General features: G+C 39.8%; 18 protein-coding genes. 2 read left to right on the forward strand and 16 right to left on the reverse strand.

Annotated features, from left to right (window positions below; translation table 11 throughout):
• Nucleotides 1-13: 13 nt before the first annotated feature.
• From buk to L2716_RS08850, 4 genes are all read right to left on the reverse strand, one after another.
• A complete protein-coding gene (gene buk / locus L2716_RS08835; protein WP_408005299.1) occupies nucleotides 14-1,132 on the reverse strand; it encodes a butyrate kinase in 1,119 nt (372 codons plus the stop codon).
• Between the two features lie 102 nt (nucleotides 1,133-1,234).
• A complete protein-coding gene (gene bcd, locus L2716_RS08840) occupies nucleotides 1,235-2,338 on the reverse strand; it encodes a Leu/Phe/Val dehydrogenase (protein WP_236333764.1) in 1,104 nt (367 codons plus the stop codon).
• Nucleotides 2,339-2,397: 59 nt separating this feature from the next.
• Nucleotides 2,398-3,291, reverse strand: coding sequence for a phosphate butyryltransferase (gene yqiS / locus L2716_RS08845; RefSeq protein WP_236333767.1), 894 nt, complete (start codon nucleotides 3,289-3,291; stop codon nucleotides 2,398-2,400).
• 151 nt (nucleotides 3,292-3,442) lie between these two features.
• Nucleotides 3,443-5,491: a sigma 54-interacting transcriptional regulator gene (locus tag L2716_RS08850; RefSeq protein ID WP_236333769.1), complete on the reverse strand. Its 2,049-nt coding sequence runs from the start codon at nucleotides 5,489-5,491 to the stop codon at nucleotides 3,443-3,445.
• Between the two features lie 135 nt (nucleotides 5,492-5,626).
• Between L2716_RS08850 and L2716_RS08855 the strand changes: the two genes are divergently transcribed.
• Both L2716_RS08855 and yvfG read left to right on the forward strand, forming a co-directional pair.
• A complete protein-coding gene (locus tag L2716_RS08855) occupies nucleotides 5,627-5,875 on the forward strand; it encodes a DUF2627 domain-containing protein (protein WP_236333771.1) in 249 nt (82 codons plus the stop codon).
• Complete coding sequence (gene yvfG, locus L2716_RS08860) at nucleotides 5,875-6,078, forward strand: protein YvfG (protein ID WP_236333773.1); 204 nt, start codon at nucleotides 5,875-5,877, stop codon at nucleotides 6,076-6,078. Before L2716_RS08855 ends, yvfG begins: the two co-directional genes overlap by 1 nt.
• Before the next feature lie 442 nt (nucleotides 6,079-6,520).
• On the opposite strand, the gene spo0A is transcribed toward yvfG, so the two are convergent.
• The 12 genes from spo0A to nusB all read right to left on the reverse strand — a co-directional run bounded on the left by spo0A (nucleotide 6,521) and on the right by nusB (nucleotide 19,504).
• Entirely contained in the window at nucleotides 6,521-7,318 is a 798-nt protein-coding gene (gene spo0A, locus L2716_RS08865; protein ID WP_236333774.1) for a sporulation transcription factor Spo0A, read from the reverse strand.
• A 518-nt stretch (nucleotides 7,319-7,836) separates the two neighbouring features.
• Nucleotides 7,837-9,150 (reverse strand): SpoIVB peptidase, encoded by a 1,314-nt coding sequence (gene spoIVB / locus L2716_RS08870; RefSeq protein WP_236333776.1) that lies wholly within the window; start codon nucleotides 9,148-9,150, stop codon nucleotides 7,837-7,839.
• A gap of 122 nt (nucleotides 9,151-9,272) precedes the next feature.
• Entirely contained in the window at nucleotides 9,273-11,000 is a 1,728-nt protein-coding gene (gene recN, locus L2716_RS08875) for a DNA repair protein RecN (RefSeq protein ID WP_236333777.1), read from the reverse strand.
• A gap of 17 nt (nucleotides 11,001-11,017) precedes the next feature.
• On the reverse strand, nucleotides 11,018-11,467 hold the full coding sequence (ahrC, locus tag L2716_RS08880) for a transcriptional regulator AhrC/ArgR (protein ID WP_236337838.1): 450 nt from the start codon (nucleotides 11,465-11,467) through the stop codon (nucleotides 11,018-11,020).
• Nucleotides 11,468-11,627: 160 nt separating this feature from the next.
• Complete coding sequence (locus L2716_RS08885; RefSeq protein ID WP_236333779.1) at nucleotides 11,628-12,458, reverse strand: TlyA family RNA methyltransferase; 831 nt, start codon at nucleotides 12,456-12,458, stop codon at nucleotides 11,628-11,630.
• A gap of 1 nt (nucleotide 12,459) precedes the next feature.
• On the reverse strand, nucleotides 12,460-14,352 hold the full coding sequence (gene dxs, locus L2716_RS08890) for a 1-deoxy-D-xylulose-5-phosphate synthase (protein ID WP_236333781.1): 1,893 nt from the start codon (nucleotides 14,350-14,352) through the stop codon (nucleotides 12,460-12,462).
• A 9-nt stretch (nucleotides 14,353-14,361) separates the two neighbouring features.
• Complete coding sequence (locus tag L2716_RS08895) at nucleotides 14,362-14,976, reverse strand: hypothetical protein (RefSeq protein WP_236333783.1); 615 nt, start codon at nucleotides 14,974-14,976, stop codon at nucleotides 14,362-14,364.
• Between the two features lie 785 nt (nucleotides 14,977-15,761).
• On the reverse strand, nucleotides 15,762-16,649 hold the full coding sequence (locus L2716_RS08900; protein WP_329610109.1) for a polyprenyl synthetase family protein: 888 nt from the start codon (nucleotides 16,647-16,649) through the stop codon (nucleotides 15,762-15,764).
• A 2-nt stretch (nucleotides 16,650-16,651) separates the two neighbouring features.
• Nucleotides 16,652-16,885 carry an exodeoxyribonuclease VII small subunit gene (locus L2716_RS08905; protein WP_236333785.1) on the reverse strand — a complete coding sequence of 78 codons (234 nt, stop codon included), beginning with the start codon at nucleotides 16,883-16,885 and terminating at the stop codon, nucleotides 16,652-16,654.
• A complete protein-coding gene (gene xseA, locus L2716_RS08910) occupies nucleotides 16,872-18,230 on the reverse strand; it encodes an exodeoxyribonuclease VII large subunit (RefSeq protein WP_236333787.1) in 1,359 nt (452 codons plus the stop codon). The genes L2716_RS08905 and xseA overlap by 14 nt, the downstream gene beginning before the upstream one ends.
• Nucleotides 18,231-19,097, reverse strand: a complete 867-nt coding sequence (gene folD / locus L2716_RS08915; protein WP_236333789.1) for a bifunctional methylenetetrahydrofolate dehydrogenase/methenyltetrahydrofolate cyclohydrolase FolD — start codon at nucleotides 19,095-19,097, stop codon at nucleotides 18,231-18,233.
• Between the two features lie 14 nt (nucleotides 19,098-19,111).
• Nucleotides 19,112-19,504 (reverse strand): transcription antitermination factor NusB, encoded by a 393-nt coding sequence (gene nusB / locus L2716_RS08920; protein ID WP_236333791.1) that lies wholly within the window; start codon nucleotides 19,502-19,504, stop codon nucleotides 19,112-19,114.
• Nucleotides 19,505-19,656: the final 152 nt, after the last annotated feature.

Raw genomic sequence — 19,656 nt, forward strand, 5'->3', positions numbered from 1 at the left:
CATTCCCCTTTCGTTAAATGCTTTGTTTAACTGGTTGGTTCGGGTATTCCTTGGCATCTTCCTCACCCCGAAGTACACGCAATCCACCTTCTGCAAGAGCTTGCAATTCATTTTCCCCAGGTTGTACGATTACATCGCTGATCCATGCAATACGTTCTGTAATCTGGTTAATGAAGTCTTTTCCGTAAGCAAGTCCGCCTGTCAAAACAATCGCATCGACTTTGCCGTTTAGTACAGCACTTGCTGCACCAATCTCTTTAGCTACTTGGTAAGCCATCGCATCATAGACGAGCTTTGCTTTTTCATCGCCTTCTTCAATGCGCTTTTCTACTTCTACTGCATCATTCGTGCCTAAGTAGCCAACAAATCCAGCGTTACCGACTAGTTTCTTCATAATTTCGTCTGCATAATATTCACCTGAGAAACACATGGAAACTAAGTCTCCGACAGGTACGGTACCAGCACGTTCAGGAGAAAAAGGACCTTCTCCATGTAATCCATTGTTTACATCAATAACTTTCCCTTGCTCATGAACACCTACTGTTATTCCGCCACCCATATGAGTAACAATTAAGCGAAGATCTTCATAAGGGCGTCCTAATTGCTTAGCGACTCTACGTGCAACCGCCTTTTGGTTAAGTGCATGGAATATACTTTTGCGTTCCATTTCAGGCACTCCAGATACACGTGCTAATGGCGCAAGTTCATCTACCACAACAGGATCGACAATGTAAGATGGGATGTTCAAACCTTGTGCGATTTCAAATGCAATGATCCCGCCTAAGTTAGAAGCATGTTCACCAGAGTAACCTTTACGAAGGTCCTCTAGCATGATGTCATTTACATTATACGTTCCACCTTCAATAGGACGAAGGAGACCCCCACGTCCTACGACGGCACTTAATTTAGAAACATTGATTCCTTCATGGTCAAGCGTTTCTAGGATCACATTTTTACGAAATTCATATTGATCGATGATATGTTCAAAAGTATTGATTTTTTCAATGTCATGTCTAATCGTCTTTTCAAACACAGAACGTTCATCATCAAATATTCCGATCTTTGTTGATGTAGACCCAGGATTAATTACGAGTAAACGATATTCTCTTTGTTGCAAAACGGAACCCTCCATTGATGACAGTAAGATATTAATTTTTTATAGTACTTCTATGCTCCCCCTTGTTAAGGAATTTTAAAGATGAAGCATAGAAGCTTGTTTATTTTATAGAATGAATTATTGACCGATTCTATCAGAAAGGATGTGTCGATCGTTTAACAAGAACTGGCTTCGAGAGTTTTTGTTACGCTCAATTCGTTCTTCAGCTAAACGGTCAGCTGCTACGTATGTTGGGATGCTATCTCGTTTAGAGATTTCACATACGCGAGCGATGTTGTCATAAATCAATTCGACTTTCTTCATAGCACGGTCATGGTTGTATCCATTTAATTCATCAGCTACATTGATGACGCCACCTGCATTAATTACATAATCCGGTGCGTACACAATACCCATTTCGTGAATGATGTCTCCGTGCTTCACGTCTTTAAGTTGGTTGTTAGCCGCTCCAGCAATTACTTTAGCTTTCAATTGAGGGATTGTTTCGTCATTGATTGTCGCTCCAAGTGCACATGGTGCATAGATGTCACAATCAACAGAGTAGATTTCCTCAGTGTCTACAGCTTTTGCTCCGAATTCTTCGACAGCGCGTTGTACAGCCTCTTTGTTGATATCGGTAACGATCAATTGTGCACCTTCTTCGTGTAGGTGCTTACACATGTTGTAAGCAACGTTACCAACACCTTGGACAGCGATGACTTTACCTTCAAGAGAATCCGTACCGAAAGCTTCCTTAGCTGCAGCTTTCATACCACGGTATACGCCGTATGCTGTTACTGGTGATGGGTTTCCTGAAGAACCGAATGCAGGAGAAACGCCAGTTACAAATTCAGTTTCTTGACGGATTAGATCCATGTCTGCAACAGTCGTACCTACATCCTCTGCAGTTATGTAACGGCCATTCAACCCTTGAATGTAGCGACCGAACGCACGGAACATTTCTTCATTCTTGTCTTTTCGTGGATCACCGATAATAACGGTCTTCCCTCCACCAAGGTTCAATCCAGCTGCAGCATTCTTGTACGTCATACCTTTCGCTAGACGAAGTGCATCTTCAATTGCTGCATCTTCGTTTTCGTACGTCCACATTCTAGTTCCACCAAGTGCAGGCCCTAATGTCGTATCGTGAATACAAATGATTGCTTTAAGTCCTGATTGCTTGTCCTGGCAAATCACCAGCTGTTCGTAATCGTAAGTCTCCATATACTTGAAAATTTCCATTTTAATTTTCCTCCTTGAGATTCATCTATATATTTTAAAATGTTTATCAGTTAATCAACTTAGACAGATCTTACTGCAAGTGCAATTGAGTGAAGTTTACTTTCAGATGTATCAGCTCTAGATGTGAGCACAATCGGCGCTTTTGCCCCCGATATCACCGCTCCTACTTTTGCTTTTGCAAAATATATCAATGATTTATACAATGCGTTTCCGGTTTCGATATTAGGAACGAGCAAAATATCAGCTTGTCCAGCAACATCACCAGAGACGCCTTTATGTGAAGCCGCTTCCATCGAAACTGCATTGTCAAGTGCTAGTGGTCCGTCAACTACACAGCCTTTAATTTGACCTCTACTATTCATTTGACTCAATGCCGCCGCATCGAGTGTAGCTTCCATCGCTGGATTGACAACTTCAACAGCTGCAATCGGAGCAACTTTAGGAAGGTTAACACCTAACTTCGTTGCTACATCTACTGCATTTTGAATAATGTCAGCCTTTTGTTTCAAATCAGGTGCAATATTCATTGCTGCATCTGTCACGAAAATCAAACGATCAAACCCTGATACTTCAAAAGCAGCTACGTGAGAAAGAACTTTACCCGTTCTTAACCCGTATTCTTTATTTAATACTGCTTTCAGGATCGTTGATGTAGAAACCATTCCTTTCATAAGGACATCTGCTTCACCACTACTTACTGCCTGTACAGCTTTAGCGGCTGACTCTGATGACGAGTTACAGTGGACAACCTTAAGTTGTTCAGAACTGTCTAGATTTTGTTCATGAAGCAAGGTTTGTATCTTATCCTTTTCACCAAACAACAAGAAGGAGGCGAGCCCTTTGTCGATTGCCATCTTGACTGCATGGATGACCTCGTGATCTTCTGCGGCTGCAACTGCAACTGTTTTGTTAGGTAATTGGGTTGCTTCTTGGATGATTTGTTCTAATTGCATGATCTGGAATTCAACCCCTTTTCATTAATCTGTATCCACTACAATAATATTGCAAGTTTCATGCCAACTTTTGAATCGTTGCCATAATCACGTTTCATCTAAATCGACGTGTGCAAAAATTATCATACTATGAAATATCTTGCATGCAACATCATTCAATACCGTACTTATCTATTTTATAATATAGATTGCGTAATGATAATTTAAGTTCTTTAGCTGTTTTCGTTTTGTTTCCATTACATCGCGTTAATGTATCTTCAATTAACCCTTTCTCGAATCGCTCGACCTGATCTTGGAGAGACCCTTGCGTTGTCGCCGCCTTCACCTCAAAACCCTGTTGTTGATGATTGGAGGCTAACGACGGGATCGATTGGACATCGATCCAAGATTCATGAAAGGAAAGGTGAATAATCGCACGTCCCAGAATATTTTCGAGCTCTCGGACATTGCCAGGCCAGTCATACGTTTCAAAAAATTTAATCGCCTTTTCAGTAATGCCTTCGATATTTCGCCCGTAATCTTGGTTAAGCTTCTGTATGAGGTGATGACATAAGCGTCCTAGATCTTCCTTCCTCTCTCTTAGTGGCGGGATGAAAATTGGAAGTCGATTAATACGATAGTATAAATCTTCCCTGAAGGAGCCATCAATTATTCTTTTCTCAAGGTTTACGTTAGTAGCTGCAATGACTCTGACATTGATTGAAATAGCTTTCGTTCCACCAACACGAATAATTTCATTCTCTTGAAGCACCCTTAATAGCTTGGCTTGTGTGTCACTAGATAATTCTCCAATTTCATCTAAAAAGATGCTTCCACCGTTCGCTTCTTCAAAAAGGCCTCGCTTACCACCTTTCTTCGCTCCAGAAAAAGCCCCTTCTTCATAACCAAACAATTCACTTTCAAGTAAAGACTCTGATATTGCGGCACAGTTTACTCTAACAAACTTGTTGTATTTTAACTTGCTACTGTTATGTATCGCGTGAGCAAATAGTTCTTTCCCTGTTCCAGACTCGCCTCGCAATAGTACGGTAGCAGGGGTGGTTGCCCCTAACTTAGCCTGATCAATGGCAAATTGCATTTCTTTCGATTGACCAATAATATCAGAGAAGGAGTATTTCGCCTCCAACGTACGGATGATTTGGCGAGCTCTTTGAAGTTCTGCAGTTAAGGATTGAATCTCAGACATGTCATGAATGACTCCAACACTGCCTTTTAACTTGCCATCAACAATGACTGGGGCAACATTTACTACAACATCACGTCGACTAGGTCCAACCTTCAACCGTACGCCTCTAACAGGTTTTCGAGTACGCAAAACCCGCATGTGCATACTTTCTCCCTCAGATATATCTGTAGTAGCAGGCTTACCGTATATGTCCTCAGACCTCAATCCAGTCAGTCTAGTATAAGCTGGATTAACGATTAGACCTTTTCCTTCTTCATCAACGACAGATATCGCTTCTTCGGATGAATGAATAATCGCTTCAAGCATTGTTTGTACACTTTTCAAGCTCGTTACTTCTTCAGCCATTTCCACAACTTCAGTAATATCCTTGAAAACCGCAAATGCACCAATAGTATTTCCAGTATCATCAATCATCGGAGTCCTTGTTGTAATAATCTTCCTACCATTATCAAGAACTTGTTCTTTGTTGATTTCTGTTTTTCCATGATCCAATACTTTAGGAAGTTCAGAGTTTGGAATGAGCGTTGTGATTTCTTCTCCTATAACAGGGTAATCTTGTAGCCCCGTCATAATTCGTGCACTTTTGTTCATAATTGTAATCCGTCGCTGCTGATCGATCGCAACCATTCCATCATGAGAAGAGCTTAAGACTAAATCTTGCTGTCTAGATTGACTAGATAGTTGTTGGATAAGGCTTTCTTGCTCTTCCATTAACCCTGAAATCAAGACAGCAACCGATGACGGTATGATCACCCATTGCCTGTTCTTAATTTCTTTCAAAGAATTGAATGTTTCTTCAACTCCGGTCGTTTCAATAACGACATCTATTGGCGTATCAATAATTGTCTTCCAGCTAGACGCCGTTCTAATCCCTTTATCACGCGCAATTGTAATAGCTGGCGCATTTTCATCGGGATCGATGACCGCTACTAATTTAAGCGCATTTGACTTTTCTATCATTTTTACAAGTGCAGTACCTACCTTGTCGGCACCAATTATGATTACATTTTTCATTTTTTTACACCCTATTTTTTACCATGCAATATTTTTCACACTTATTATTTTACCTTTAGTCGACGAAGTTCGCAAACTTATGGACAGAAGATTCGATTATAGGTACAATGAGAACCGAAGAAAAGGATGGTAAAGATGATAAGAATAATAGCACTACTAATATTAGTAATTCCCGGAATGGGTGGAGTATTAGGCATAAAATTAATTAGAGATGCTCTTTTTGGAGTTGTCCATCCGTTATTCCCTAACTTTGTAGTGGAATTAATTGCCGGCATCCTCTTATTCCTTATTGGATTTGGTTTCGTAGGCGGTTTCATTTTCTACCGCGATCGAAAACGAAATAATGTGCAACCAAGGTTTCGTAAAAAGGGAGGGAACTCTTGATGGAACAATTTAGCGTAGCTTTTTTCGAAGAGAATTTTCACACTTACGCCGAGCAGAACGAAGATGTGTTTTCTAAGCATCAAGCAATGAACAGTTATTATGTTTCAATGGTTTCTACGTTAGTAAATGATAATATTAATAAGAATTCCGAAATTGTAAAACGAATTAGAAATTTGAATACAGCTTATCAGAACGCACGATAAACGAACCAAAAAGGGGCTGTCCAGAAAATCAGTGTATACTGACCTTTTGGACAGCCCCATTGTTAAATAACGATATTGATTTCTTAGAAATTCACTCCCTTTCCGCGGGCGAACCGCGAGCCTCCTCACTCACAGCAGATACCAGTAGTTTATGTTTGCTGCGGGTATCGCCTGGCTCGCTATTCCCGCAGGACAAGGAAAGCTTCGGCAGCTTTACATCGCACGAAGAAAATACGAATTTCATTTTCGAGGAGTGTCGTGAATTCGTTGAAATCAACAACAATGTTTGATGAAGGTGGCATTTTCCATTCTTCTTAATCCTGTTTGATTTTAAGGACTTATCAGACAGCCACTTTTTTTCCTTTGTAAAAATAAAAAGCATCACCTTTTGCCCAGCTTTACAAAAGGTGATGCCTTTTAATTAATATTATTGATGGACCTTTCAGCCAGCTTTATGTTCGATTCTGAGTTTATCAGCAACCATCGCAATAAATTCAGAGTTTGTCGGCTTTGCTTTCGACATGCTAACCGTATACCCAAAGAGGTTTGAGATTGAATCGATATTCCCTCTACTCCAAGCTACTTCAATCGCATGACGAATTGCTCTTTCTACACGGGATGCTGTCGTATTAAATTTCTTAGCGATATCTGGGTAAAGCACTTTTGTAATTGATCCTAATAATTCTATATCATTGTATACCATCGTAATGGCTTCGCGTAAGTACATATAGCCTTTAATATGTGCAGGTACCCCAATTTCATGAATGATACTCGTAATACTTGCGTCCAAATTCTTCGGTTTGAATTCTTTAGTGAACGATCGTGAAGATGAATGATGAGAAGAATTTTTGATGAATGACTTCTTCGTACCGCTAATCTGACGAATCTGATTCGTTAAATTCTCCATATCAAATGGTTTAAGAATAAAATATGAAGCCCCTAATTCAACTGCCTTCGACGTAACATCCTCTTGACCAAATGCAGTCAACATAATCACATTCGGCTTTGAACTCAAATTCAGTTCATGCATATTCTCAAGAACAGCCAACCCATCCAAATGCGGCATGATTATATCCAATACTAGGACATCAGGTGTTTCCTCTTCTAGTAACTCTAGACATTCCTTACCATTGTACGCAACACCAACAACATCCATATCATCTTGACTGGAAATATACTCATCCAATAGGCCAACAAGCTCTCTGTTATCATCAGCTAAACACACTTTAATATTTTGCAATTTGATGTTCCTCCTCACGTCTTTTCTAACTCATATGTATCAATTCCACAAAGTTTTTACAATTCCTTTTAATTTTCAATTTTTTTATCAAAAAATATCCAATTCTTTTTCTAGCTTCAATTTACTCTATTTTTCGACCCAATTTAAGGTTTGACACCTCGTATTTTAGTGTTCCATGTCGAATTTTCTTTATATTTAATATTATATCAAATGTTCCCATCCGTTTCTTTAAAAATTTTAGCTTGTTTGAGAATACTGTTGAATCCTTTAAAAAAAGTTGATGAAGAAAAATTCACGCGACTCCTCGAAAATGAAATTCGCATTTTCTTCGTGCGATGTAACACTACCGAAGCGTCCCTTGTCCTGCGGGATCAGCAAGCCTCGCATCTAACTTTTTAAAAAGGGGGTTCTTCGACTAACATCCACCATTTACTGTGGAAGGGAGGCTTGCGGAAAGCGAGTGAATGTAGAAGAAATCAACTATAACAGTTAACAAAAACCAAAAAAGCGAGCCTATTTCAGCTCGCTACTTTATCGCCATCTCTATTCCGTTCATAAATATTAATGCCAGCTTCACTTAACATCCATTCAATATGGACACCATACCCACTCGTAGGATCATTTACAAAAACATGGGTTACAGCTCCTATCACTTTTCCATCCTGGATAATCGGACTACCGCTCATCCCTTGTACAATTCCACCTGTTGCATCTAGGAGTTCAGGATCAGTAATCTTTACGACTAATCCTTTCGTTGCAGGAAACTTCTGTGGAACAGAGCTGACTATTTCAACATCATATTTTTTAACCTCTTCACCCTTTACAACAGTAAGGATTTCAGCATGTCCTTCTTTTACTTCGTGAGAAAGTTTAATGGGCATCGCCTTGTCCATAATCCCATTTCTCATTGGTGTGTTCATTTTCCCGAAAATCCCATATTGGGAATTTTTGAAAATGCTTCCGAGAACTTTTTCTCCGTCATTGAAACGTGCTAATTTCTCACCCGGTCTACCATGTGTCCCTTTTTCAATTGAAGTTACTGTAGATTCGATGATTTGACCATCATATACTTTAATTGGCTTTTTCGTATCCATGTCTGAAATAACATGTCCTAGTGCTCCATACTTACCAGAATCGGGGTGATAAAATGTCATCGTCCCCACACCTGCTGCTGAATCTCTAATGTACAATCCGATTCTAAATCTGGCGTCTGAAGCATCCTTTACAGGCGTTAGCTTCTTCATCAAAGTCTTTTTGTTACGTATGATTTTCAAATCAAGTGGTTGGTCAGATTCTCCACTCCTTTTTACGAAAGGACCCACTTCACTCAACTTCTGTATCGGTTTACCATTGATTTCTGTAATGATATCACCAATTTGAATGCCTGCCTTTTCACCGGGGGAAACCTCTCCCTTTGAAGTTCCGATTAAATGATGTCCTACGACCAAGACTCCAATCGTATTCAAGCGGACACCAATGTTTTGACCTCCAGGGATGATTTTGAACTCCGGAAGTACTTTTACATTCATTTTCTTAACGAGTAAATTGGATACTTGCATGTTAACTTCTGCTTGACCATCTTGAATTGCTTCTATTGAAAAGGACTGAGGATTGTTTTCAATATTGCCAAGTGACAAAATTGATTCTTCTTCATCTGAAGATTGTACGGTTGCATTAGGGTGTTTTTGATCTATCGTTAACCTTTCTCCCTGGAAAACCGTTATATCAGTTGGGATACTGAGATAGTCCTGTATAGGCTTAATGAAACCTAAGCTTATGAGGAATCCAAGGAGAAGAATGCCGACTAATTGTCTGTAATTGACTCTTTTCATTCAGTCACTCTCCTCATTCCTTACCCTACAACTTTTTTTGGTTGCCTTTATAATTTTACCTTTAGAGTGTGTTTCTATAACCATAACCAAAAAGAAAAAGCTACCCTCAATTGGATAGCTTTTCAAGAAGTAATTTTCACTTCATCTGCGAACTGTATCATTTCCTTTGCGTGACGCTTAGTCAGGTCTGTTATTTCAACTCCGGAAATCATCCGGGCAATTTCTTTAACCTTTTCATCAAACGGTAATGGTTTCACTATCGTCAGCGTCCGATCACCTTTAATCTTTTTCTGAATATAAAGATGTCGATCCGCCATAGCAGCTACTTGTGGTAAGTGTGTAATACATAGTACTTGCGATCCTGCAGATAGCTTTTGAATTTTCTCAGCTATCGCTTGAGCAACTCGTCCACTTACGCCTGTATCAACTTCATCAAAGATAATAGAGGCAACTTCTTGCTGGTTAGAGAAAATCGCTTTTAATGCAAGAATGATTCTTGATAGCTCTCCACCTGATGCAATCTTAGCAAGCGGTTTCAACGGCTCTCCTGGGTTTGTTGAAATAAGGAACTCCACTTCATCCATCCCATGTTTACCGAATTGCACTTCATGTCCATCGATTTCCATTCTAATATTGGAGGCGTGATTTGCTGGATGAAATGCAACTTGGAAAGTTGTTTTCTCCATATATAGGTCTTTAAGTTGACGAAGTATTTTCTTTTCAAGCTTTCCAGCAGCTTGCTTCCTTAAGTTACTCAATTGTTTCGCTTCTAGGTATAAGTCTTTACCTATTTCTTTTCGTTTATCATTTAATGATTGGATACGATCGTCTTTGTTTGTAAATGTATCTAGCTCTTCTTCAATGCGAGAGCTGTATTCTAATATTTCTTCAACTGAATTACCGTATTTTCTTTTCAATGTATTAATTTCATGTATACGCTCTTCAATGACCGTTAATCTTTCAGGATCAAATTCCATCGTTTCTACATAATCCCTTAGTTGATGAGAAACATCTTCTAGAGCGTAATAAGCATTTGTAACGGTCTCTTGAACTGGCTTTAGAGCAGGATCTATATCCGCCACATCTTCTAGATGTCCCATTGAAAGACCAAGGATATCAACACCCTTTTGCTCACCATATAAGGCTTGATAGGCATCTTGGACAGATTGATATAACTTTTCGAAATTGCTTAACTTTTGCTTTTCCTCCATTAACTCTTCATCTTCATTAGGTTGGAGATTCGCTTTTTCAATTTCATCAAGTTGATATTGTATTAGATCGATGCGATGCGCCATTTCTTGTTCATTTTCAGTCAGTTGTTTCAACTGTCTATCCGTTTCGACATAGCGTTTGTACAGTTGACGATATTCTTCCTTTGTACGTTTCAAATCTGCCGCTAAGTATTGATCTAATAAACTAAGGTGCTTATCGCTTTGCATTAGAAATTGATGTTCGTGCTGACCATGGATATCGATCAATGATTGACCAATTTCACGAAGAATTGCCAATGTCACAAGTTTGCCGTTAATGCGACAAATACTTTTCCCTGAATTCGTTATGTCTCTCTTTAATACGATCATTCCGTCTGTTACTTCAATACCCTGCCCTTGAGTTTTCTCAATAACAGGGTGTTTTTCATTTATGTAAAATAAACCTTCAATTTCAGCTCGATCGGAACCATGTCGCACATACTCTGACGAACCTCTACCACCAATCAACAAACCTATTGCATCAATAATGATGGATTTTCCTGCACCAGTTTCTCCAGTTAATACCGTTAACCCTTCTTCAAAAGGTACAGTAACTTCTTCAATAATTGCAAAATGTCGTATCGATAATTCCGCTAGCATACTTATCCTCCTAGGTTCTAAAGCATATCTAAGAATTGTCGAGTAATCGTTGGACTGTCATGAGATGACCGACAAATAATAAGAATCGTATCGTCTCCACAAATTGTTCCCATAATTTCTTCCCAATCCAAATTATCGATCAATGCACCAACTGCGTTTGCATTGCCAGGTAACGTTTTCATTACTATAAGGTGATCTGTATGGTCTATGTTAATAAAACTGTCTGTTAGTGTTCTTTTCAGCTTTTGCAATGGGTTAAAACGTTGATCTGCAGGCAAACTATATTTGTATCTTCCATCCTGCATCGGTACTTTCACAAGATGCAATTCTTTAATATCTCGGGAGACAGTAGCCTGTGTTACATTAAATCCCGCACTCTTCAATCGATCAACAAGTTCATCCTGAGTATCGATATCGAAATTCGTTATTATTTCTCTAATCTTAATATGGCGTTGGCCTTTATTCATCATAATAGTATCACTCCACAATGCTGCATTCTCACAATATATGCTTATCATAAACGAATTACTGAAAATTGTACACGGATGTGTTGAACTTGCTCAGGGCGTCAACACAAAAACGCTAAGTAGTCCTTTAAATCAAAAAAATAACGGGAATACTTACCCGTTATTTTTCTTCTTTTTTGTATGATTCATGCGCTTTTGCAACAATTGCTTTTGCATCGCCGCTCCATTTCATTTCCGCGGCTTCATCATGTTGTGGTTTCTCAAGGTGCAATAAGAACTCTATATTCCCTTCTCCTCCACGAATGGGTGAGTGCGTACAATCAATGACGTGGTAGCCCGTTTCATGACTAAATTGAGTGATTTTCTCGATAACTGCTTGATGTACTTTCTTATCTCGTATGATCCCTTTCTTTCCTACCTCTTCCTTCCCTGCTTCGAATTGTGGTTTAACAAGGGCCACAACCCGTCCACCAGTAAGAAGAATTTCTTTTAAGACAGGTAGGATGAGTTTTAATGAAATGAAAGAAACATCTATAGTAGCTACATGAGGCAATCCTTTTGAAAAATCTTCTGGCTTTGAGTACCTGAAGTTTGTTCGTTCCATTACTTGAACGCGTGGATCATTCCTTAACTTCCAAGCAAGTTGGTTATAACCAACATCGACCGCATATACGAATTTTGCCCCGTTTTGTAGTGCACAATCTGTAAATCCTCCAGTGGAAGAGCCAATGTCTATCATAATCTTGTCGTTTAAATCAAAATTAAATGAGTGGAGTGCCTTTTCTAATTTCAGACCCCCTCTACTCACATAAGGAATTGGATTTCCTTTCAACTCAATTGGAACTTCCACATCCACTTTCTGACCAGGTTTATCTAGACGCTCTTGTTCTGAAAATACAAGGCCAGCCATGATCGCCCTTTTGGCTTTCTCCCTTGTTTCAATCAATCCACGTTCAACGAGGAGAATGTCTAGCCTTTCTTTCTTTTTCATACTAATAAGCCCTCTGTTGTTTCTTAGGAATCATTTCAAACACACGCTCAATAACACCTTCTGGGGTTAAGTTGATTTCTTCAAGCAGTTTAGAAACACTTCCATGCTCTATGAATCGATCAGGAATTCCCATTCGATCAATTACAGCATCATGCATACCAAGGTCATGTACGAATTCTAGCACGGCGCTACCGAATCCACCTTGGATGATGCCTTCTTCCATGGTTAAAATCGGTATTTGCTTCGTAACAAGTTCAGTAATCATGCCATGATCTAGCGGCTTTATTGATCTCGCGTTAATAATGATTGGAGAAACACCTTGTTTAATAAGTTGTTCGGCAGCCTTCATCGCTACAGGAATCATCGTCCCAACGGCAAGAATAGCTACATCCTTACCTTCTTTCAAGACTTCCCATGTACCGATTTCAATTTTCTGAAGCTCCTCATCCATAGGAACGCCAATTCCACTACCTCTCGGGAATCTTACCGCAATCGGTCCTTCATTATATTCAGTCGCCGTATAGACCATATGTTGTAATTCATTTTCATCCTTTGGATTAAGGACAACCATATTCGGTAAATGTCTCAAAAAGGCAATATCAAATACACCTTGGTGTGTTTCACCATCAGATCCTACTAATCCAGATCGATCAACCGCAAATACAACATTTAAATTTTGTCTACATACATCGTGTACTAATTGATCGTATGCACGTTGTAAGAAGGTTGAATATATAGACAGCACTGGCTTCATTTCTTGAGTCGCAAGACCTGCTGCCATAGTTGTTGCATGCTGCTCAGCAATCCCCACATCATAAAGTCGATCTGGAAATTCCTCTCCAAAACCTTCTAGCTTTGATCCGACAGTCATAGCAGGCGTTAAAACAACGAGTCGTTCGTCTTTACGAGCAACAGTACGTAACGTTTCACTAACGACTTTACTGTAACTTGGCCCAGACGCTGCAGGCTTAATAAAGTCACCTGACTCAATTTTGTATGGACCCGGACCATGCCACGTTCCAATTGCATCGGTTTCAGCAGGCTTATACCCTTTCCCTTTTTGAGTTAATACGTGTACGAGGACTGGTCCTTTCGTCTTACGTGCATATTTAATATTCTCGGTTAGATCCTCAATACTGTGGCCATCGACTGGACCAAGGTAAGTAAACCCTAACTCTTCAAAGAAAATGCCAGAAACGAGCATGTATTTTAGACAGTCCTTTAGTCTTTCAGCAGTAGAGGCAAGGCGTCCACCTGCAGGTACTTTCTTTATGAGTGATTCAAACTCTTCTTTCACTCGCTTATATTTCCCTGCAGTTCTTAATCGACCTAGGACGTTATGCAATGCACCAACATTAGGAGCGATTGACATTTCGTTATCATTCAAAATAACGATTAAGTCCTTTTGTTCATGTCCGATATGGTTTAATGCTTCCAGAGCCATACCACCAGTTAAAGCACCATCTCCAATAATCGCGACAATCTCTTCATCAGTCTTTTTTAAATCTCTCGCTGTTGCCATACCCATAGCTGCAGAGAGAGAAGTAGAACTATGCCCTGTCTCCCAGACATCATGCTCACTTTCTGAGCGTTTTGGGAAACCACATAATCCTTGGTATTGTTTCAACGTATCAAATTTATCTGCTCTTCCAGTTAAGATCTTGTGTACATATGCTTGATGTCCTACATCCCAAATGAATTTATCTTTTGGACTTTCAAATAATTTATGTAGAACCAAGGTTAATTCCACTACACCTAAATTGGGACCTAAATGTCCGCCAGTCTTAGAAATTTTTTCAATTAAAAAAGTACGGATGGATTCAGCAAGTTCTTCTAGCTGCTCACCCTCTAATTCTTTTAGAAATTTAGGATCCTCGATTGATTCCAAATTCATGGAACATCCTCACTTTCCTTTCGTATTGCGTTTATACTTGCTTGAAGCGGGCTGTGGCATCAATTTCTTTAACTTTAACTTCTCCTCAAAAAAGTAGATTACTCTTCCAACCTGAAAAATAATGGAAGTTGAGAAGTGGATGGCAAATGATTTACCTAATGCTTTCCCGCCAACAGTAAGTGCAGCTATTACACTCGTGAACACAATCGAAACGGTATATTGAAAAGCGGATGCATCATCTCCGCCAAACGTTCGTGCTAGTTGTACAATGACTGCAGCTGAAGCTGTTCCGCTAATTATACCAGAAATATCGCCAATTACGTCGTTACAAAAACTCGCAACTCGGTCTGCATTACGACAAATCTTTATCGCTTGTCGAGATCCATTGACTCTTTCAGAGGCCATCGCATGGAAGGGAACTTCATCCACTGCTGTAGCTGCAACCCCTATAATATCAAATACAATCCCAATAAGCACGATTAAAAATACAATGAGGACACCGACCGCCCACGCGACCCCTTCAATCATTAATGTTGATACAATTGAAAAAATAGCCGCTAACACTAGCGTGATAACGGCGATTCCGGTACTCCATTTCAATGATTTATTTAAAACCTTATTCATGAATTCTCCTTATGAATCAGACGAAGTCCGTATATTAAAATAAAGGTTCAAAGCATCACGAACCTCGAACTACAAGTCCGGTTTGGACTATCCATTCGTTTAACTTTGAACATGTTAATTATGTAATTGTGGAGTGGTCATTCAAAGAGTAAACACTGCGGCTTAGGTCCAGTAGGTTTTCCCAGAAGGGTACCAGAGCGTTGCCACACTGGAGGTTTCCCTTTAATCCCTTCTTGACGTTGTCACCAATCGTCAGACTAGATTACCACTTAGTCCGCACTATAATCCTCTCCGAATGTCACATGGAACAGTCTAGGAGTTTTCCTCTACAGTCTTTACCATTCCCTAGCCTCTTTCGCAGAATTGATTTCATATGGTATGGAATACTTTTCAGCGGCCAACCGAAAATTTTTCCTCTTCCATAATCCCCTCAGATTCCACTCAAGGCAGGCTACGCTGCACACCAGTAGTTTCTAGCGACCGAAAAAACCGGTGAAACAGGTTTATAACCCTAGTTCGCAATAAGGTATTAGCACGCAAATCGCAAAGTTAAGGTCCTCCGCGGCAAAAGGGTCAACGCCCACATGCCTTTGTGGATCGCCCTTCAGCCTTAACTCCCAGTGTAGACCCAAAGCTGGGCGCCTCGAGCCTATACAAGGAACTTCATCGATGTGCCCTTTGGCGGATTTTTAGGCCCGCCCTCAGAAATGGGAGACTGACTAGAATACTGCACCACTCCTCATGTAATTATAATATACCACATAAGTGTATATGCCTCAATGTTTCTAGTGATCCCTACTTATCATATAATCAGTAAAATGTTCTAACCATTCATGATTAACATTTGCTTTATATAGGTGAGACTTAGCTTCTTTTACAACTTTCAAGAGCTGTTCTTTAGCACCATCCATTGTCAACAAATGAGGGTAAGTGCTTTTATTATTTTGCACATCACTACCTATAGGTTTACCTATTTTCGTTTCGTCACCTTCAATATCCAAAATATCATCTTGGATTTGAAACGCTAAGCCAAGTAGCTTAGCAAATTGAGCAAGATGATTCATTTGCTCTTTCGTTCCTCCAGCAATTTTCGCTCCAGCATAAATAGAAAAACTAAGTAGTGCTCCCGTCTTCTTCTTATGGATGTTTTCAAGCGCTTCAATTGTGAGACTTTTACCTTCACCTTCAAGATCTGCCACTTGCCCCCCAACCATCCCTTCAGGACCAGAAGCTTTGGCAAGTTGGGAAATCAAATCAACCTTCGAATGACTATCAAGGCATTCAGATTTTGAAATCACTTCAAAGGCATGTGTAAGTAAGCCATCTCCTGCAAGTATAGCAAGTGCTTCACCATAGATTTTGTGGTTGGTCAGACTACCTCTTCTGAAATCATCATCATCCATAGAAGGTAGGTCGTCATGAATTAATGAATATGTGTGAATCATTTCAACAGCACACGCAACATCAATACCTAGCTTACTGTCCTGATCAAAAGCATCAATTGTCATGAGCAATAATGTAGGACGTAATCGTTTACCACCTGCTAAAATGGAGTAAAGCATAGATTCTTTTAAGCTTGATGGACTGTCCATATTTTCAACTTTTTGAGGCAGGATATCGTCGATGAAGCTCTTTTTTTCTTGAAGGAGTTCTAAGAAAGTATCACGTTCCAACTCTATTCGTCCTCCTGTATCGTGAAGGGTTCAGTTTCTCCATTATCCTTTAATAGCTCATCCATTTGCTTTTCAACATGCTGCAATTTATCATGACATTGTTTAGAAAGCTTCATCCCATCTTGAAACAATCGAATCGATTCTTCAAGAGGCACATCGCCCTCTTCTAATTTTGATACAATCTCTTCAAGTTCTTCCATGGATTCTTCAAAGGTTTGTTCTTTATTCTCTTCCATTATTCTCACTCTCCTCAAGTCCCCATACTTGGCAATCTAACTTTCCGTCCTTTAAACGAACAGAGATTGGATTCCCGGGCTGTACTTGTTTGACACTTTTGACGAGTTCACCTTCATGATAGGCTAAACTGTATCCCCTCTCCATAATACTTAGTGGACTGAGGGCATTTAATTGACCAATATTTTTCTGGAATCTCGCCTTAAACTGTTCAAGACGGTTTTGCATTTCCTTTTGTAACATACGCTCATATGTTTTGTGCCTTTGTTTCGATAGCTCATGTAATTTTACAGGGTGATTTCTTTGTAATCGGTTGTGTACTTGCTTTAAATGATCCTGCTTTGTCATAACCGTCCTACTGCTACTTTTTTGCAGATGATCAAGCAGTCGGTCTAGCTCTTGCTCCTTCTGCTTCACAAGCTGCATCGGGTACTTAAATGCGTACGAGCGTTTAAGACGATTCAGTTCATTTCGAGAACCTTTCACATGGTCTGATATAGCTCTTGTCAGACGTAACTGTCGTTGGGTGATTCGTTCCTGCAATTCAACTATATGAGGCACAGCTAGTTCAGCAGCTGCTGTTGGAGTAGCCGCTCGAACATCTGCAACAAAATCAGCAATCGTGAAGTCTGTTTCGTGCCCAACAGCTGAGATAATCGGAATTTGTGACTGATCAATACTTCTCGCAACTATTTCTTCATTAAAAGCCCAGAGTTCTTCAATCGATCCACCACCGCGTCCAACAATCAAAACATCCCAGAGACCTAATTCACTCGCGCGGTCAATCGCCTTCGAGATGCTCGGAGCTGCGTGTGGCCCTTGTACAAGCACCGGCATTACCGTAACCTTTGCGATAGGAAAACGACGCTTTATCGTAGTTAAAATATCCCTTACTGCAGCACCAGTTGGAGAGGTAATTACACCAATTTTCTTTGGAATTGTAGGTATGGACTGCTTTCTCTCAGTTGCAAATAACCCTTCAAATTCGAGCTTTTTCTTTAACTCTTCATAAGCAAGATATAAGTTTCCGATCCCATCAGGCTGCATTTCCTTCACATAAAGTTGGTATTGTCCATGAGGTTCATATACGGAAACTTCTCCGCGTATGAGTACCTTCATACCTTCTTCAGGTCGAAATTTAAGAAATCGATTATTCCCTGCAAACATGACTGAATTAATGCGACTATTTTGGTCTTTCACTGTAAAATACATGTGACCTCTGCTATGGAATTTCACATTTGAAAGTTCTCCACGAAGCCATATGTCTTGTAAAGTCTGGTCCCGCTCAAACTTCCTCTTAATATAACGTGTTAAGTCTGTGATACTGATATAACGATCTTGTTGCATTTAATGAACACCTTCTATTTGATGACTCCATTTCGCTGATAATATTGTGTTTTGTAAGAGCATTGTAATGGTCATCGGTCCTACACCCTTAGGTACTGGAGTAAGGTAAGATGCTATTTCTTCAGCTTCTTCAAATACCACATCACCAGTGAGTTTCCCATCTTCCTTTCGGTTGATGCCAACATCAATTACGACAGCACCTGGCTTGATGTAGTCTTTACCGATGAATTCCTTCTTCCCTACGGCAACAATCAATATATCAGCTTGTCTTGTGATTTCTTTCATATTTGGCGTTCTCGAGTGGCAATATGTAACGGTTGCATTTTCATTCAAGAATAACTGACCAACTGGTTTTCCTACAATATTGCTTCTTCCAATAACGACAACATGCTTTCCTTCTATCTGAATGTTCTTTGCTTTCACCATCTCAACAATTCCAAATGGTGTGCAAGGTAAAAATGCACGCTGACCTGTCATCATTCTTCCAATATTAATTGGGTGGAATCCGTCAACATCTTTCTCAGGTGAAATAGCTTCAATGACTGATGTGTCAGAGATATGTTTTGGTAAAGGTAATTGGACGAGTATACCATGGCATGCCTCATCGTTGTTATATTGCTCAATTATAGCAAGAAGCTTTTCTTCTGTTGTCTCTTCAGCTAGCTCAATAAGCTTACCATCAATGCCAACTTGCTTGCATGCTTTTGTTTTTCCTCTAACATATGATAAAGAAGCAGGATCCTCCCCGACAATGATGACAACTAAACCGGGCACGATCCCTCCTTCTTTTAACTTTCTGACTTCCTCTTTCATCTCGTTCCTTTTCGCTTGTGCAATTTCATTCCCCTTGATCAGCTCGGCAACCACTCATATCCCCTCCGCTATTGGATTGTTTTGCTTATTTTTGAAAGGACCGCATTAACAAATCGGCCAGATTCATCTCCGCCGAAAATTTTCGCAAGATCAATTGCTTCGTTAAACGTGACGTTAATTGGTATTTCCTCTAAGTATTTCATTTCATAAACAGCAATACGAAGAACTGAACGGTCTATGTTACCGATTCGATCGAAGCTCCAATTCTCTAGATGCTCCCTAATGATTGAATCTATGTCTTCTAAATGTTCGATCGTCCCTTCAACCAATTGAATGAGAAACGAATCTCGCTCTTCTCCTTCTTCTAAAACATGACCAATGGCTTCATCACGTTCCAATTGACTTACATCTATTTGGAATAAAGACTGTAACGCCTTTTCCCTCGCTATCCTTCTTTTCATTATGAATACTTCCTTTCATTTCTTCTCTATCTGATGATAGCATAGAGCCTCTAACCTTAACAGCATACACCTTATTTTATCTTCATAATCCATCAAACCTATCAAGAACGCAAAAAACTGACTCGAACGAAGGAGCCAAAGTTACCCCAGTA

Origin of the sequence: Pseudalkalibacillus berkeleyi, from assembly GCF_021608225.1 — a bacterium.
GTDB lineage: Bacteria > Bacillota > Bacilli > Bacillales > Fictibacillaceae > Pseudalkalibacillus > Pseudalkalibacillus berkeleyi.

Coding starts and splice junctions, on each gene's coding strand:
- yvfG (WP_236333773.1), top strand. CDS start 5,875: ATGGAACAATTTAGCGTAGCTTTTTTCGAAGAGAATTTTCACACTTAC.
- L2716_RS08855 (WP_236333771.1), top strand. CDS start 5,627: ATGATAAGAATAATAGCACTACTAATATTAGTAATTCCCGGAATGGGT.
- recN (WP_236333777.1), bottom strand. CDS start 11,000: ATGCTAGCGGAATTATCGATACGACATTTTGCAATTATTGAAGAAGTT.
- ahrC (WP_236337838.1), bottom strand. CDS start 11,467: ATGAATAAAGGCCAACGCCATATTAAGATTAGAGAAATAATAACGAAT.
- L2716_RS08885 (WP_236333779.1), bottom strand. CDS start 12,458: ATGAAAAAGAAAGAAAGGCTAGACATTCTCCTCGTTGAACGTGGATTG.
- buk (WP_408005299.1), bottom strand. CDS start 1,132: ATGGAGGGTTCCGTTTTGCAACAAAGAGAATATCGTTTACTCGTAATT.
- bcd (WP_236333764.1), bottom strand. CDS start 2,338: ATGGAAATTTTCAAGTATATGGAGACTTACGATTACGAACAGCTGGTG.
- dxs (WP_236333781.1), bottom strand. CDS start 14,352: ATGAATTTGGAATCAATCGAGGATCCTAAATTTCTAAAAGAATTAGAG.
- yqiS (WP_236333767.1), bottom strand. CDS start 3,291: ATGCAATTAGAACAAATCATCCAAGAAGCAACCCAATTACCTAACAAA.
- spoIVB (WP_236333776.1), bottom strand. CDS start 9,150: ATGAAAAGAGTCAATTACAGACAATTAGTCGGCATTCTTCTCCTTGGA.
- xseA (WP_236333787.1), bottom strand. CDS start 18,230: ATGCAACAAGATCGTTATATCAGTATCACAGACTTAACACGTTATATT.
- L2716_RS08850 (WP_236333769.1), bottom strand. CDS start 5,491: ATGAAAAATGTAATCATAATTGGTGCCGACAAGGTAGGTACTGCACTT.
- L2716_RS08905 (WP_236333785.1), bottom strand. CDS start 16,885: ATGGAAGAGAATAAAGAACAAACCTTTGAAGAATCCATGGAAGAACTT.
- L2716_RS08895 (WP_236333783.1), bottom strand. CDS start 14,976: ATGAATAAGGTTTTAAATAAATCATTGAAATGGAGTACCGGAATCGCC.
- nusB (WP_236333791.1), bottom strand. CDS start 19,504: ATGAAAAGAAGGATAGCGAGGGAAAAGGCGTTACAGTCTTTATTCCAA.